Raw genomic sequence first — 14,481 nt, 5'->3', positions numbered from 1 at the left:
TTAGCCTCCTACTCGATTATAAGTTGAACGAATGTGTTGCCAGAATCCATATCGATCCTGATCGTAGTAGATGTTGGCGCGAAAAACTGAAGTTCATTTTATGATTTTGGATATTTTTCAAGACGCCTTCCGGGAAAAATAACCCGGGCGCAGGCACGCGGGTCACCGCAAAAAGCTATCCGCAACCCAGCCTGTCCCTTACAGAAACCCGGATAAGCCCTTAATCGCGTGCGGAGCGGCTGGACTGGGTGATCCAGCGTCTGACCCAGTCATCCGCTTCTTTCCAATTTTTCACCCGGTATACATTGTCCGGGACGGGATCCCGGTTGTATGGGGTGTCAAACAGAAGGACGGGGATGCCAAGGGTTTGTGCAATGGCGGCCGCATTGTCATGTTTGTCTTCCAAAAACAAATCAACGTTGTACTTTTTTGCGGTTTCCACTTTGTGATGCGTGCCGATCAGCTCGATATGATGGTATTTCAGCTGTTGTTTTGTAAACCAGTTTTTGGTCACATCAAGGAGATAGGATGCGCGTGCGCTGATAAAATACAGCTCAAACCGGTCTGCCCATTTGTTTAACACTTCTTTTGCCCCTTTTGCAACCGGGGATTTTGCATAGATCACAGGCTCCGAGCGGATAAACCAGTCGGCAAATGTCCCGGCAGGAATATCGACGACATCTGTGATCTCATACTTCGTTAAGTCTTCATATTTCAGGTCAATGTGAAAGGCATCGTTAATGAACGGAATAAGCGTTTCAGGATCTGTCACAGTCCCGTCAATGTCAATGCCGAAACGGTATTTTTTCACCATGGTGCGCCTCCTTTTCCGTTTTGAATGTGAAGCGGTCGTGCCGCCTGTTGTCCGGGCCAGGCCTGGAAGATAAAAGTTGCCGCGCATGAAGAAACACCGGCTTGTTTTACGCCGGTGTTTCGGTCAGACGGGGTTCACGTTTTGCGCGGCCTGTTTTTGGTAATACGCTTCGGCAAGCATGTCGATTTCTTTTTTCAATTCTTCTACCATTTTATCTTCCGGCACTTTCCGTATGATTTTCCCTTTGCGGAACAGGAGGCCTTCCCCGCGTGCACCGGCGATCCCAATATCCGCTTCTCTTGCTTCACCGGGGCCGTTGACGGCGCAGCCGAGGACGGAAACTTTAATCGGCGCTTTTATGGTCTGTAAATATTCTTCGACTTCGTTTGCAATGCTGATTAAATCGATCGCAATCCGGCCGCAAGTCGGGCATGAAACGAGCGTCGGGGCATTGGAGGAAAGCCCGAATATTTTCAGCAGTTCACGCGCGACTTTCACTTCTTCCACCGGGTCGGCGCTTAAAGAAATGCGGAGCGTGTTGCCGATTCCCATATTTAAAAGCGTCCCAATCCCGGCGGCACTTTTGATGGTGCCGGAAAACAGCGTCCCGGATTCAGTAATACCGAGATGGAGCGGGTAGTCAAATGTCCGGGCCGCTTTCTCGTACGCTTCGATGGCAAGGCGGACATCCGAGGCTTTCATCGAAACGATAATGTCGTGAAAATCCAGGTCTTCCAGAATCCGGATATGGTGCAGGGCGCTTTCGACCATGCCGTCTGCTGTCGGGTATCCGTATTTTTGCAAAATTGGTTTTTCAAGGCTTCCAGCATTGACGCCGATCCGGATCGGAATGCCGCGCTCTTTTGCCGCTTTCACGACCGCTTCGACTTTTTCGCGCTTGCCGATATTACCCGGGTTAATCCGGATTTTATCGACGCCGCCTTCAATTGCGATTAACGCAAGCCGGTAATCAAAGTGGATATCCGCGACAAGCGGGATATGGATTCTTTTTTTTATGTCGGGAATAGCCCTTGCCGCCCGTTCATCCGGGACGGCAACGCGCACGATCTGGCAGCCTGCTTCTTCAAGCCGCTCAATCTGGCGGACAGTTGCATCGACATCATGTGTTTTCGTCGTCGTCATACTTTGAATGAATAATTCATTGCTGCCCCCGATCGTCAAGTTACCTACCTTGACAGGGCGCGTTTTTGTACGGTGTATGATCTCACCCAAGGATATTCGCTCCTTTAATGATCTATCAGTCCATAAACATTTTACCAACTTACATTTTACCAATTTACTGCCCCGATTGACAAGCCATACTCCGGTTTTTACCGGGATTCGCCGTAAATGGGAAACCGGTACGTTTGTCCAATTTGGATGTCTTCCGGTGCAATTCCGCCGTTTAGTTTGCTGAAATCGCGGATCACTTTTTCAATCGAAGGCGCCGTCCCGCCTGATATTTTTTTGACAATCGTAAGCACCGTGTCACCGGAATGGACCTTGGCTGTGACATACGGACCGTGGGTTGTTTCAGGTTGTATGGCAACGTTTTTTTCGGTTGTTTCTTTAGCATTCGTCGGGATTGTGCCTGCGTGGAGATCGTAGTAGATGCTGTAAGAGATAAGGGCAACGATAAAGAGCGCAAATATTTTTTTCAACATGGACATTCCCTCCTTTTATGAGTGCTACCAGTATATGCCGGTATGCTGTAATTAGAACCCGGGATGATTCTCAAAAATGCAGGCGAAAAATTTGCCATTTATCAATCGGTTTTGGTACATTAAATATGACAAATCTTTGAATCTTTTCGGTTCAAAACACTACATAAAGGAGGAATAAAGATATGACGTACACTTTACCGCAATTGCCGTATGCGTATGATGCCCTGGAGCCTTATATTGACAAGGAAACGATGAACATCCACCATACGAAGCACCATAATACTTATGTCACCAATTTGAACAAAGCGTTGGAAGGCCATGACGACCTTGCTTCCAAATCCGTTGAGGACTTAATTTCGGATTTGAATGCGGTTCCGGAAGAAATCCGTACAGCGGTTCGCAACAATGGCGGGGGACATGCCAACCACTCGTTGTTCTGGACGTTGCTTTCGCCAAATGGCGGTGGCGAACCGAAAGGCGCACTGCTTGACGCGATCAACAGCAAATTCGGCAGCTTTGAAAAATTCAAAGAACAATTTGCAGCGGCTGCAGCGGGTCGTTTCGGTTCCGGCTGGGCATGGCTTGTTGTCAATAATGGCGAGCTTGAAATTACAAGCACCCCGAACCAAGACAACCCGCTTTCCGAAGGCAAAAAACCAATTCTTGGCCTTGATGTTTGGGAACATGCTTACTACTTGAAATACCAAAACCGCCGTCCGGAATACATTTCTGCATTCTGGAATGTCGTGAACTGGGACGAAGTGGAAAAACTGTACGAAGCAGCGAAATAATCGCGATCCATTTAAAAAAGGGCGTGCCGCGCCATTTGCGTGCACGCCCTTTTTGCATGCGCTCGTGCATAAACGCCCCCGTTTTTCAAAACAATATAGGGGAATGGGGGGAGTTTTGATTTATGAAACGTGTGCAAAAATGGTTCGGAGATATAGAACTGTCAAAAGATCTGCTGCTGCTACTTGCGATCGGCGGGCTTTATTCTCTAAGCGTTTCGCTGTCCAATTCTTTCGTTAACATATATTTATGGAAGCAGACAGGGAAGTACATAGATCTGGCAGTATATAATTTATCGGTTGTTATCCTGCAGCCGCTTACTTTTATCATCGCGGGAAGATGGGCGAAAAAAGTGGACAGGGTCATGGTGTTCAGGATCGGGGTTGCCTTTTTGGCACTGTTTTATTTAAGCGTGCTGTTTTCGCGGGGGCATGCCGGCGATTTTATCGTTTTGCTTGGCGGGCTGCTCGGGATCGGCTATGGCTTTTACTGGCTCGCCTATAACGTGCTGACGTTTGAAATTACGGAGCCCGAGACGAGGGATTTTTTTAACGGCTTTATGGGGGCATTCGGATCCATCGGCGGCATGGCCGGGCCGTTTGCCGCCGGTCTGATCATTTCAGCGATTGGGAAAAGCGGCTATACGGTCGTTTTTGCGCTCTCTCTCATCCTGTTTGCCCTTGCCGTCGTCCTCAGTTTTTTTATTGCACCACGACCTGCACACGGCCGTTATTTGTTTAAGCAAATCGTAAAGGAACGGCATCGCAACCCGAATTGGAAACGGATTACAAGCGCCCATTTTGTCCAAGGTTTAAGGGATGGCACGTTTGTGTTTATGATTTCCGTTTTTGTGTTCCTTTCCACGGGGAGCGAGCTTTCTCTTGGCACGTTCGGGCTGATCAATTCCTGCCTGCAGTTTCTCGGGTACACGCTCGTTGCCCGTTATATTAAAATCAAGCATCGCCAGCGCTCCATTTTTTTGGGCGGGCTGCTTCTGTATGCGGCCGTGTTTTTGTTTATTTTTGAAGTCACCTATCCGAGAATGCTGCTTTATGCCGCAACGATTGCGATTGCTTACCCGCTTCTGCTTGTCCCGTATAATTCGATGACATACGATGTGATCGGTAGGGCATGGAAAGCAGCGGAAGCGCGGATTGAATATGTTGTCGTGCTTGAAATATTTACCAATGCTGGCAGAGTCGTTTCGATTTTGCTTTTCATTGCGGCTGTCACTTTTTTCAACAGCCAGATAAGCATCCGCGTGCTGATGCTTGTGATTGGGGCAGGACATTTATGCATTTCGCTTTTTACAAGGAATATTCGGATTGGGAATATGTAGGGCCGCCGTTTCCAAAAATGGCGGTATTTTTTATAGCCATGTCCGCACTTTTTCGCTAAAATGGAATGTATAGCCGATGGCGAAGGGAGGAGCAGAAAAAGGTTGAAGAAAAAGAAGCGAAAAAAGCGGTCGCATATTCCATTTAGAATGAATATGCTGTTCTTTGCTGTTTTTGTGCTTTTTTCGGTCTTAGTCGTGCGTCTGGGCATCGTGCAGATTGTCTACGGCCAGGATTACAAAAAAGAACTTGAACAGACGGAAGACAAGACGATCCATACTTCTGTTCCAAGAGGTAGAATTCTTGACCGGAACTATAAAGTGATTGTGGGCAATAAAGCGCTGAAGGCGATCACATATACGAGGACCCAGGCGGACGACAGCGGGAAAATGCTGACAGTGGCAAGGAAACTCGGGGAAATCATCAAAGTGCCGGATGCTGATGTGAAACGGCTGACGGATCGGGATAAAAAAGACTTTTGGATCCTAACCCATCCGAAAGCGGCAAAACAGCTCGTTTCCAAAGCGGAACAGGCAAAGCTCGACAACGACAGCGACAAAATATACAAGTTGCAGCTGAATCGGATTACGAAACAGGATCTGGATTCACTGTCGCGGGATGATCTCAATGTGCTCGCGATCTACAGCAAAATGTCGGCCGGCTATGTGCTGTCCCCGCAAATTATCAAAAACACGGACGTGACGAATAAAGAGTATGCGACTGTGAGCGAGAATCTTTCAGCGCTGCCGGGCGTAGATATTACAACCGACTGGGAGCGGAACTATGTGTTCAAAGAGGCGAACAGCAACGATTCGGTTTTGGGGTCAATCCTCGGCGATGTGACAACCGAAAAAGAAGGTCTGCCTGCCGACAAGGAACAGTACTACACGGCCCGCGGATACAGCCGCAATGACCGTGTCGGGAAAAGTTATATTGAACAGCAGTATGAAGATGTCTTGAACGGCGAAAAAGAAAAAGTAGAAGCGAAGCAGGATAAAAAAGGAAATGTCATCTCTTCAAAAGTGATTAGCAAAGGGAAGCCGGGCAGCGACCTTGTTTTGTCTGTTGACATTGACCTGCAAAGAGAAGTTGAAAAAATTATTACCGATGAAATCAAAGCGGCCCGCGCAAGCAATCCGCTTGTTGACCGTGCCTTTGTCACCGTTATGAACCCGAATACCGGCGAAGTGCTGACAATGGCCGGCAAACAGGTGGTCACAAAAAACGGGGCTGCGAAAATCAAGGACTTTGCACTCGGGAATATGACAACTGCTTATCCTTCGGGTTCTGCAGTGAAAGGTGCGACTGTTTTGACCGGGTACCAGACCGGGGCCATTTCGCCCGGGAGTGTATTTGTCGACCAGCCGCTCCATTTCGCCAGCACCCCTGTGAAAAAATCGTGGGTGACGTCTGGTTTTGGTGCGATTAACGACTTAAGGGCCCTGCAGGTTTCATCGAACGTATATATGTTCCGGACGGTCATGGCGATCGGCGGGCAGCATAATTATGTACCGAATGGCTCGCTTAATATTGACAAAATGAAAACGATCCGGACATTGCGCAAATATTTTGCCCAATTCGGGCTAGGTGTTAAAACCGGTATCGACCTTCCGGGTGAAGTCGGCGGCTATCAAACGGAAGTCCCGCCGAACAGCGGGAACGTGCTCGACTTTGGGATCGGGCAGTTTGACACGTATACTGCGCTTCAGCTCTGCCAGTATGTTTCCACGATTGCAAACGGCGGTTATCGCGTGCAGCCGCATATTGCGAAGGAAATCCGTGAACCGAGCCCGGACGGCAAGACACTCGGGCCTGTCGAAAAAGAAATCGGCACGACGGTCTTAAACCGTGTGGATATGAAGGAGTCATACATCAACCGCGTCAAACAAGGTTTTTATAACGTGGTGAACGTTCCCCACGGAACAGCTTACGGGCGGATTGATTCCAGTCTGAAAGTGGCAGGGAAAACCGGGACGGCACAGGCTGTTTATGGCGGTGAACTGGTGGAAAAATACGATGCGGCCGGAAGGGCACATCCTTCCATTTGGTCAGATGCATGGAATTCCACCTTTGTCGGTTATGCGCCTTACAATCACCCGGAAATTGCCATTTCGGTTGTTGTGCCATGGTCTTACATGGGAGGCGCATCCGACCCGCACACAAATTTAAAGATTGCGAACCGTGTGTTTAAAGCTTATTTTAACCTGAAGAAAAAAGAAGAAAGCCATGCTGCCAACACGGCCGTACCAACAGCCGAAAACGGGGCAGGCGGTTCGAACTAATGGCTGCGATCAAAAACGGATAACGGGGTTTCCCGCTATCCGTTTTCTATTCCATGGCACCCGTAATGATGCGCTTCACTTCGTTTACAGGGAGGGCGGACTGCCTTGCAATCTGTTCGAATGAAAGACCTTGCCGGAACAAAGCGAGCACCTGGTTTTTTACAATTTCATTGACCGGCATCCTTTCGCAGGCCGAATCCGGAAGAAGCGGGTCGGCTCCAGGCGCCATGAATTCTTCTTCGAGCGTCTGTAATCTTTTTTTGATCTGGTACGTTTCCTGGAAAAATTTTAAAGACAAATCTTCCAGTTCCTGTTCTACCAGATGCACGCGGTCCTGGCGGAAAAACGAAATAAGAAACAATACCACAGAAAGCGCCAGTAACACCATCAGCGTCATAACCATCCATTTCTCTCCTTTTTCATTGCAAAGTACTATTGTTAGTTATATCACGATTTTCCGGTGAAGTGTACCGCCTTTCTGGCAAGAGGGGGCGAAATCGTGCAAGAAAAGGGGGAGCGGCGGACTTGCCCCCATTCAAGTGAAAATTTCACCTATACCGGCAGCCGGCGGGAAGAACGGTTTTGCCCGAAAAAACATACTGGCAATCGTCCGTGAAAAATGCTATGATAGATAAGTCGTATGCACGATCGATTGAGAAAGATGGAGGGATGAAACATGCGTGTAAACATTACACTGGCTTGCACGGAATGCGGTGAGCGTAACTATATTACAACGAAAAATAAACGTACGACCCCGGACCGTATTGAATTGAAAAAATATTGCCCGCGGGACAAACGTGCAACCGTACATCGCGAAACAAAGTAAACAGCAGGCGTTTTCCTGCTGTTTTTTCTTTTGCCGGGACTTACATATAAAATGAATTGAAGTTTTTACATTGAAACAAGGTCATCCATTTGCATAGGTTTCTTTTTGCAGCCGGCAACAAAGTAGCGATGTTTCGTTCATTTTATATAGCGGATAATTTTTCTCCCGGCAGGAAAAATAGAAATGAGTTGCGGAAAATTTTTTTGGGGGAGGAATCGCCATGAACAGATGGCTGAAGTGGATGGCGGTACTGCTTCTGTTTTCAGCAGCTTACCGGAACCGTTACCGAGTATTAAACACTGTATTTGGGTACGGCCCTGCGAGAAAATTGGCGGTCACGGCAGCAATGCGGATTCCCGGATTGCGGTCACGCGTCATGGGCCAGATTTTTCAATAACGGCGAAAAAAGGGCGGGTGTAAAAGGCCAAACGCTTTACACTCCGCTCTTTTTTTCGATATAGTTAGGATAAAATGGATGGAAAAAGGCAGGGGAAATCGTGAACAGCAGGGCAGATGTTTTGTTTTGGGCAATCAGCCGCCATTTTGTCGTGGAAAATGAGTACCGGATCATGTTTTTGAGTGAAAACCGGGATGAAATGTGGCTTGCCAATCCAAAAAAGAAGAATTTGCCGCTTGTGCGCCTTTTGCGGTATGACATCGACTGGGGCAACTGGTTGTACCGCGACATCCGTGATTGTTGCGCACAGGCTGAAGATTTATGCAAACAAATAAGACGGCTTGCTCCGCGCGTACTCAATATTTATGTGAGTGCGTATGCGCCGGTTGACGATTATGAAATTTATTTGGATGAACCGATGCATATTAATGGCGGAAAAACGGAACTCCACAGCGTATTGATTGAAGGGGAGAATCCTGATCCCGGGATCAGCAAGCTGCGTCAGTTTACGGAAGGCCGGCTTGCGATTGCGCCCGAAACCATGGGTGGGGACCCCTATGCATTACAGCGGATGGTGTTCGCAGCCGAGGCGCAACGGGAAGAGGAGGAACGGCAGCTGTTTGATGCGGGCAGGCCGTTTTTTACATACGTCTTTCTGGCCGTACAGATTGCCGTGTTTATTATCATGTCGCTTACCGGCGGGACGCAGAATACGCAAAACCTGATTCGTTTCGGCGCCAAGTACAACCCGCTGATTATGGAAGGGCAATATTGGCGGCTGATTACGCCGGTTTTTATTCACATCGGGATCATGCACCTTTTTATGAATTCGCTCTCTTTATATTACATCGGGCCGCTTGTCGAACGGATTTACGGTAAGGCGCGTTTTGCCCTGATTTATTTGTTCGCCGGGTTTACAGGCTGCCTGGCCAGCTTCCTGTTTTCGCCAAGCCTTTCTGCCGGCGCAAGCGGTGCGATTTTTGGCTTGTTTGGCGCTTTGCTTTACATCGGGACGGCTTACCGCGATCTTTTTTTCCGGACAATGGGATCGAGTGTCATTACGCTCATCATCATTAATCTCGTTTTCGGCTTCTCCGTTTCCGGCATTGACAATTTCGGGCATCTTGGCGGGCTTTTCGGCGGTTTTCTCGCAGCATGCATCGTCCACTTTCCGAAACGGAAGCGCATCGGTGTACAGCTTCCGGCTCTTCTTCTTGCCGCTTTCCTCGTTTATATGGGCCTGCGCGGCGTCTAATAAAGTATGCCCCCCGTTTCGGTTCCGGCCCGCTTCTTTGGCGTGCAAGCGCGGGCCTTTCGGGGGACGAATTCTGCCGGGATAAAAAATTCCCTCTTTGAGACCGCGGGTTGTCACGGCCATTCTTCAAAAAATGCTCCGGGCATGGTTTCACAGTGCACTTCCATGCCGAGCGGCCAAATGATCCGGCAAATTGCCGCAATTTGATGCTTGTTAGAAGCTGCACAATCGACTATACTTTTCTTTGGAACAGATTTTTATCAAACGAAAGCTGGGTCGAAATGAGAACGCTTTATGATGTGCAGCAGCTTTTGAAAAAATTCGGCATTATTGTCTATATCGGGGACCGGCTTGCCGATCTCGAGCTGATGGAATTGGAACTGAGACAATTGTACCAGGCAAGGGTGCTGGAAAACCGCGAATACGAAACCGCCCTGTTGATCATCAGGCAGGAAAAACGGTTGGAAAAAGAGAAAAAAATTGAGGGTGAGCGAAATGGCTGAGAAATGGATCATTGGCATTGATTTGGGGGGCACCACCACAAAACTGGCATTTGTGAATGAAGCAGGCGATATTTTACACAGATGGGAGATCCCGACTGTGACGGCTAACCAGGGGGAAGCGATCCTTCCGAATATCGCAAAATCGATTGAGGACGAATTGGCCCGGGTAAAGCGGGAGAAAAAAGATATCACAGGGATCGGCCTCGGCGTACCGGGACCGGTTGATATGGAAGCCGGCGTGATCTATGAAACCGTCAATATCGGCTGGGCACAGCATTATCCGGCTGCCGGGACATTGCAAAAATGGACGGGGTTAAAAGTGGTGATCGATAATGATGCAAACGTTGCGGCACTCGGTGAAATGTGGAAGGGTGCCGGGAAAGGTTCCGGGGAAATGGTCTTCGTTACGCTTGGCACCGGTGTCGGCGGCGGCATCATTACAGGCGGCGACATCGTCCACGGTGTAAAAGGGGCGGCAGGCGAAATTGGCCATATTACCGTTATTCCGGAAGGCGGGGCAAAGTGTAACTGCGGGAAAACCGGCTGCCTTGAAACGGTCGCTTCTGCAACAGGCGTGGTCAGGACAGCCATGGCGAAACTGGCTGCATTTAGCAGCGCGTCTCCGTTAAAAGATTTGTATGCCCAAAGCGGCTCGGTAACCGCTAAAGATGTGTTTGATTTTGCGAAAGCGGGCGATGCCCTTTCCTGTGAAATTGTGGACGAAACGGCAAAATACCTCGGGCTTGCGCTGGCAAGTGTGGCAAATACGTTAAATCCGGAAAAAATCGTGTTAGGGGGCGGGGTGTCAAAAGCAGGCGAAACGCTCTTAAACCCAGTGCGCGCTTATTTTTTGAAATACGCGTTCAACACGGTCGGCAAATCGACAAAACTGGAACTTGCCACATTGGGAAACGATGCTGGCGTGCTCGGGGCAGCGTGGTTGGCGTTAAATAAAATATAAGGAAAGCTCCCTCTTTCATGATACGCGCTGATTTTGCCATACGAGAAACAGCGATATCTGAAAAGAGGAGTTTTTTTCCAGCCTCCGTACTACAAGGGCGGTATGGCCGTTTTGCGCAAGTCTTTATGCTGCAGAGAAAAAGAAATGGTTTTTTTGGACTGAATCATCTAGAGACGGGCAGCCTGTTGCAAACTTGTGTGCTAGCGCGCACTAAGCTTTAAGACAAATTGAATTACGGGAACTTGCTTCGGTTTTTGGTGATGCAAAGATGCAAAAAAGCGGCATGACGCCGCTTTTTTAAGCATTAAGTAAAGGTCGGGTAGCCCGAATGGATGACGGTCATGATGGCAAACCAGCCGAAAAGGGCAAAAGAAATGATACCGAAAATAAATCCGAGGATATTTTTGTTTTTGGCCGCAGTAATGAAACCAATCAGTGACAGAATGGAGACGAGACTGAAAATAATGACTGTACCCATGACATCCCCCTTATAATGAAAAGGCATTCAATTATCTTTATTTTACAACCAGTCTGGTGATTTGTCGAGTAAATGAACAGGCATTTTTTGCGGATGAAAACATGATACAATAGGACAGGAGGGATACGAATGAAATGGAAACAATTGCCGGTCGGGCCCATTCAGACGAATTGCTATATCCTGTGGAACGAGGAAAAAGACTGTTTGATTTTTGACCCCGGGGCTGAATTTCACAGACTGCATGCTTTTATCGGGGAAAATGGGCTGAAACCGCACGCGGTGCTTTTAACGCATGCCCATTTTGACCATATTGGTGCTCTTGATGCAGTGCGGGATGCGTACAAGATCCCGGCCTATGTCCATCAAAAGGAAGAGATGTGGCTTGGGGATCCCGGGCAAAACGGGTCCTATTTTTTCGGGATGGGAGAAATCAGCGCGCGCGGGGCGGAAAAGCTGATCACCGGGGAAGACATATTGAAAATCGGCGCTTTTTCGCTTCACGTGCTGGAAACACCGGGCCATTCACCGGGCAGTGTTTCGTACTGGCTGCCTGAACACAACATTGTTTTTTCAGGGGACGCCCTTTTTTCCGGCAGCATCGGACGGACTGATCTACCGGGTGGGAATCACGGCGTTTTGCTGGAAAGCATTCATACAAAATTATTGGTTTTGCATCCGGACACGATCGTGCTCCCGGGACACGGGCCGCAGACAACGATCGGGGCGGAAAAAGACTCCAACCCGTTTTTGGAGGGATAAAAAAACCGGCATGCGCTGCCGGTTTTTTTAGTGCAAGAAAAAAGCAAGCAGATTTTAAGAGGAACAGGTTATTCGCCGAAGCCGGGTGTGAGTATAAACGTGGTGTAGTACGTAAAGCCGGCGAAGAAAATCGTTAAATACGCCCCAAAGATGTACATATACATGCGTTCGGACAGTTTCAAGTAGCTGACAAGCACAAAGAAACCGGTCTGGGCTAGAAACAATAAAGCGGTTTCTTTCATGCCGCCGAGAAAAAACATGACGGCCATTACACCAGTCCAGAAACCCAGTACGCGGTACATACGATCCAAATGAACCACCCCTTCTTTTTATGTCCATCAAGTTTTATTATAAAGGAATAAAGAAGGGGTGTAAACACAACCGGTGCTTAATTCGCAACTTTAGCAACTTTCACATGATAAATGCATTCGCTGCAATCATGGAGCATCGTTTCCTGCTGGTTGATGTCGAAATCGTCAAACAGTGCCTCAAACAACCCGTGAATATAGGCGACATGCATCTCGCAAACATCCGCCGAGTGATGGATTAATTCCCGGAACGGACAGTTGTATACATGGTAATCGAGTTCGTTCTTGTCTGTTGTTTCCAGCGTTTCGATGCAATATCCGTCCACGGTGGACACGCTTGCGAGCACAGATAATTTTTCGTTAAATGTCAGCTGGTCTTTTGTTTTATTCATGTTTTTTAAGATGTTTTCGATGATCCGTTTTCCGTACTCCCGGCCGATATCTTTCAAAAGGCCTGCATCTGCCAGTTTCATTTTGTTGATTGCTTCAAGCAAAATGTTGGACAGCAATTTGTATTCACGGTGCGGGAAGGAGAGTTCTACCACTTGTTCAGAGCTTTTATACAGCCTTGCCGGGCGCCCGCCTTTCCCGGTTTTGTTCAGTTCAGATGAAATCACCTTAACATCTTCGAGCTTGGACAAATGGAGCCTTGCCACATTCGGATGAATATGAAATTCATTGGCCACTTCCTGGACGGATACTTCGCTCCGTTTCTTCAGTACAAATTGGTAAATCGAGTAGCGGGTCGGGTCAGAAAGGGCATTGATCACTTTTAATGTTGGTTCCATATGAAACACCTCTATATTTTTTATCCTATTTATATTATAAATGATAACAACGCCAAAATTTGTGACAAAAATCACACACTTTTTTGTCGCTAAGAGAAAAAATAGCGAAAAAATTTTTGTTTTAAAGCAGGAATTTTGAAAGCCGTGTCGAAATGAGAGAATATCCCAAAAAGAAAGGTGGTATGTGATGGTTTATGTCAGTTGAAAAAATTGCGGAACTTTTGATCGGACAGGCGGTAAAAAACAATGTGACCGATGTCCATATCGTTCCGAAAGAAAAGCATTACCATGTCCAGTTCCGGCAGTACGGAAGGCTGTACCCCCACCGCAACCTTTCCGCGAAAGCCGGGGAAAGGCTGATATCCCATTTGAAATTTATGTCTTCCATGGATATCAGTGAAAAACGGAAACCCCAAAGCGGGTCGTTCGCCATGAACGTTTTGCAGCAGACGATCTCCTTAAGGATTTCGACGCTGCCAACCTCTCTTTCCAAAGAGAGCCTCGTCATTCGGATCTTGCCCCATGAAGAAAAATTCCAGCTCAGCCAAATTTCACTTTTTCCATCGAGCACAAAAAAATTAATGGCGCTGCTCAACCATTCGCATGGCATGCTGATTTTCAGCGGCCCAACCGGCAGCGGCAAGTCTACGACGATGTATACGCTTGTTGAGCACTGCGCAAAACGGTTTTTACGGAATGTGATTACACTGGAAGATCCTGTTGAAAAACAAAGCGATTCGTTTTTGCAGGTGCAGGTAAATGAAAAAGCAGGTTTTACTTACAGCACAGGGCTGAAAGCGATTTTGCGCCATGATCCGGATATTATTCTGGTGGGGGAAATCCGTGATGCCGAAACAGCAAGAATTGCGATCCGCGCATCACTCACCGGCCACCTCGTGCTGACGACATTGCATACGCGTGACGCAAAGGGCGCGATTTACAGGCTGATGGAATTTGGGGTGAGCATCCACGAAATGGAGCAGACTTTGCTCGCAGTCAGCGCACAGCGGCTGATTACATTGCGATGCCCGGTATGCGGTGGGATCCGCTGTCCGCATGATTCGCAAGATTGCCCACGCAGCCGAGAAAAGCGGCAAACCGCGGTATATGAGCTGCTGTACGGGAAAAATTTGCAGCGAGTGCTGAAAGAAGCAAAGGGGGAACAGGTCTACTATCATTATCCGACACTGAAAGAATGGCTCAGAAAGGGGATTGTGCTTGGATACATTTCTGAAGAAGAGTATCACCGCTGGATTGCCGAAGAGGAAGAAGCGGATAAGCCTCAAACTGCAGGGGCGCTTTCTTACCCGGGTCGGTGAA

17 protein-coding genes are annotated in these 14,481 nt (G+C 48.1%); 10 read left to right on the top strand and 7 right to left on the bottom strand.

Annotated elements, in window-relative coordinates; genetic code table 11:
• Positions 1 to 220: 220 nt before the first annotated feature.
• The 3 genes from P9687_RS14600 to P9687_RS14590 form a co-directional block, all read right to left on the bottom strand.
• Positions 221 to 814, bottom strand: a complete 594-nt coding sequence (locus P9687_RS14600; protein WP_014098006.1) for a 5' nucleotidase, NT5C type — start codon at positions 812 to 814, stop codon at positions 221 to 223.
• Between the two features lie 123 nt (positions 815 to 937).
• Positions 938 to 2,038, bottom strand: a complete 1,101-nt coding sequence (gene ispG, locus P9687_RS14595) for a flavodoxin-dependent (E)-4-hydroxy-3-methylbut-2-enyl-diphosphate synthase (RefSeq protein WP_128890997.1) — start codon at positions 2,036 to 2,038, stop codon at positions 938 to 940.
• A 107-nt stretch (positions 2,039 to 2,145) separates the two neighbouring features.
• Entirely contained in the window at positions 2,146 to 2,478 is a 333-nt protein-coding gene (locus P9687_RS14590; protein ID WP_014098008.1) for a hypothetical protein, read from the bottom strand.
• Positions 2,479 to 2,660: 182 nt separating this feature from the next.
• On the opposite strand from P9687_RS14590, the gene sodA reads away from it, so the two are divergent.
• From sodA to P9687_RS14575, 3 genes are all read left to right on the top strand, one after another.
• The gene (gene sodA, locus P9687_RS14585; protein ID WP_014098009.1) at positions 2,661 to 3,269 is read left to right on the top strand and encodes a superoxide dismutase SodA; all 609 of its coding nucleotides are present in this window, start codon (positions 2,661 to 2,663) and stop codon (positions 3,267 to 3,269) included.
• A 122-nt stretch (positions 3,270 to 3,391) separates the two neighbouring features.
• The gene (locus tag P9687_RS14580; protein WP_035187935.1) at positions 3,392 to 4,606 is read left to right on the top strand and encodes an MFS transporter; all 1,215 of its coding nucleotides are present in this window, start codon (positions 3,392 to 3,394) and stop codon (positions 4,604 to 4,606) included.
• Between the two features lie 102 nt (positions 4,607 to 4,708).
• Complete coding sequence (locus P9687_RS14575) at positions 4,709 to 6,886, top strand: peptidoglycan D,D-transpeptidase FtsI family protein (protein WP_035187937.1); 2,178 nt, start codon at positions 4,709 to 4,711, stop codon at positions 6,884 to 6,886.
• A gap of 46 nt (positions 6,887 to 6,932) precedes the next feature.
• Here the strand turns inward: P9687_RS14575 and P9687_RS14570 are convergent, their stop codons facing one another.
• Complete coding sequence (locus tag P9687_RS14570) at positions 6,933 to 7,289, bottom strand: hypothetical protein (RefSeq protein ID WP_035187939.1); 357 nt, start codon at positions 7,287 to 7,289, stop codon at positions 6,933 to 6,935.
• Between the two features lie 273 nt (positions 7,290 to 7,562).
• Here P9687_RS14570 and rpmG point away from each other — a divergent pair, with 273 nt between their 5' ends.
• The 5 genes from rpmG to P9687_RS14545 all read left to right on the top strand — a co-directional run bounded on the left by rpmG (position 7,563) and on the right by P9687_RS14545 (position 10,828).
• Positions 7,563 to 7,712, top strand: coding sequence for a 50S ribosomal protein L33 (rpmG, locus tag P9687_RS14565; RefSeq protein ID WP_014098013.1), 150 nt, complete (start codon positions 7,563 to 7,565; stop codon positions 7,710 to 7,712).
• Between the two features lie 220 nt (positions 7,713 to 7,932).
• Complete coding sequence (locus P9687_RS14560; protein ID WP_168986044.1) at positions 7,933 to 8,109, top strand: hypothetical protein; 177 nt, start codon at positions 7,933 to 7,935, stop codon at positions 8,107 to 8,109.
• A 100-nt stretch (positions 8,110 to 8,209) separates the two neighbouring features.
• Positions 8,210 to 9,364 (top strand): rhomboid family intramembrane serine protease, encoded by a 1,155-nt coding sequence (locus P9687_RS14555; protein ID WP_017550537.1) that lies wholly within the window; start codon positions 8,210 to 8,212, stop codon positions 9,362 to 9,364.
• 281 nt (positions 9,365 to 9,645) lie between these two features.
• Positions 9,646 to 9,867 carry a YqgQ family protein gene (locus P9687_RS14550; RefSeq protein ID WP_013859652.1) on the top strand — a complete coding sequence of 74 codons (222 nt, stop codon included), beginning with the start codon at positions 9,646 to 9,648 and terminating at the stop codon, positions 9,865 to 9,867.
• Complete coding sequence (locus tag P9687_RS14545; protein ID WP_014098016.1) at positions 9,860 to 10,828, top strand: ROK family glucokinase; 969 nt, start codon at positions 9,860 to 9,862, stop codon at positions 10,826 to 10,828. Before P9687_RS14550 ends, P9687_RS14545 begins: the two co-directional genes overlap by 8 nt.
• Before the next feature lie 304 nt (positions 10,829 to 11,132).
• Here P9687_RS14545 and P9687_RS14540 read toward each other — a convergent pair whose 3' ends face one another.
• Positions 11,133 to 11,306 carry a DUF2759 domain-containing protein gene (locus tag P9687_RS14540; RefSeq protein ID WP_014098017.1) on the bottom strand — a complete coding sequence of 58 codons (174 nt, stop codon included), beginning with the start codon at positions 11,304 to 11,306 and terminating at the stop codon, positions 11,133 to 11,135.
• A gap of 129 nt (positions 11,307 to 11,435) precedes the next feature.
• On the opposite strand from P9687_RS14540, the gene P9687_RS14535 reads away from it, so the two are divergent.
• Positions 11,436 to 12,065: an MBL fold metallo-hydrolase gene (locus tag P9687_RS14535; protein WP_035187941.1), complete on the top strand. Its 630-nt coding sequence runs from the start codon at positions 11,436 to 11,438 to the stop codon at positions 12,063 to 12,065.
• Positions 12,066 to 12,133: 68 nt separating this feature from the next.
• On the opposite strand, the gene P9687_RS14530 is transcribed toward P9687_RS14535, so the two are convergent.
• Together P9687_RS14530 and P9687_RS14525 are read right to left on the bottom strand one after the other, a co-directional pair.
• Positions 12,134 to 12,376, bottom strand: a complete 243-nt coding sequence (locus P9687_RS14530; protein ID WP_014098019.1) for a DUF2626 domain-containing protein — start codon at positions 12,374 to 12,376, stop codon at positions 12,134 to 12,136.
• A 77-nt stretch (positions 12,377 to 12,453) separates the two neighbouring features.
• Positions 12,454 to 13,161, bottom strand: a complete 708-nt coding sequence (locus tag P9687_RS14525) for a helix-turn-helix transcriptional regulator (RefSeq protein WP_014098020.1) — start codon at positions 13,159 to 13,161, stop codon at positions 12,454 to 12,456.
• 194 nt (positions 13,162 to 13,355) lie between these two features.
• On the opposite strand from P9687_RS14525, the gene comGA reads away from it, so the two are divergent.
• On the top strand, positions 13,356 to 14,480 hold the full coding sequence (gene comGA / locus P9687_RS14520) for a competence type IV pilus ATPase ComGA (protein ID WP_168986043.1): 1,125 nt from the start codon (positions 13,356 to 13,358) through the stop codon (positions 14,478 to 14,480).
• Position 14,481 lies beyond the last annotated feature (1 nt).

Source organism: Weizmannia sp. CD-2023 (assembly GCF_036225245.1).
GTDB classification, from domain to species: Bacteria; Bacillota; Bacilli; order Bacillales; family Bacillaceae_C; genus Weizmannia; species Weizmannia faecalis.
This window is presented reverse-complemented; position numbering and strand designations above follow the sequence as displayed.

Excerpts from the sequence above, each read along its gene's own strand:
- P9687_RS14535 (WP_035187941.1), top strand. The coding sequence starts at position 11,436 with ATGAAATGGAAACAATTGCCGGTCGGGCCCATTCAGACGAATTGCTAT.
- P9687_RS14560 (WP_168986044.1), top strand. The coding sequence starts at position 7,933 with ATGAACAGATGGCTGAAGTGGATGGCGGTACTGCTTCTGTTTTCAGCA.
- P9687_RS14540 (WP_014098017.1), bottom strand. The coding sequence starts at position 11,306 with ATGGGTACAGTCATTATTTTCAGTCTCGTCTCCATTCTGTCACTGATT.
- sodA (WP_014098009.1), top strand. The coding sequence starts at position 2,661 with ATGACGTACACTTTACCGCAATTGCCGTATGCGTATGATGCCCTGGAG.
- rpmG (WP_014098013.1), top strand. The coding sequence starts at position 7,563 with ATGCGTGTAAACATTACACTGGCTTGCACGGAATGCGGTGAGCGTAAC.
- P9687_RS14580 (WP_035187935.1), top strand. The coding sequence starts at position 3,392 with ATGAAACGTGTGCAAAAATGGTTCGGAGATATAGAACTGTCAAAAGAT.
- comGA (WP_168986043.1), top strand. The coding sequence starts at position 13,356 with ATGTCAGTTGAAAAAATTGCGGAACTTTTGATCGGACAGGCGGTAAAA.
- P9687_RS14525 (WP_014098020.1), bottom strand. The coding sequence starts at position 13,161 with ATGGAACCAACATTAAAAGTGATCAATGCCCTTTCTGACCCGACCCGC.
- P9687_RS14600 (WP_014098006.1), bottom strand. The coding sequence starts at position 814 with ATGGTGAAAAAATACCGTTTCGGCATTGACATTGACGGGACTGTGACA.
- P9687_RS14545 (WP_014098016.1), top strand. The coding sequence starts at position 9,860 with ATGGCTGAGAAATGGATCATTGGCATTGATTTGGGGGGCACCACCACA.
- P9687_RS14570 (WP_035187939.1), bottom strand. The coding sequence starts at position 7,289 with ATGGTTATGACGCTGATGGTGTTACTGGCGCTTTCTGTGGTATTGTTT.
- P9687_RS14590 (WP_014098008.1), bottom strand. The coding sequence starts at position 2,478 with ATGTTGAAAAAAATATTTGCGCTCTTTATCGTTGCCCTTATCTCTTAC.
- P9687_RS14550 (WP_013859652.1), top strand. The coding sequence starts at position 9,646 with ATGAGAACGCTTTATGATGTGCAGCAGCTTTTGAAAAAATTCGGCATT.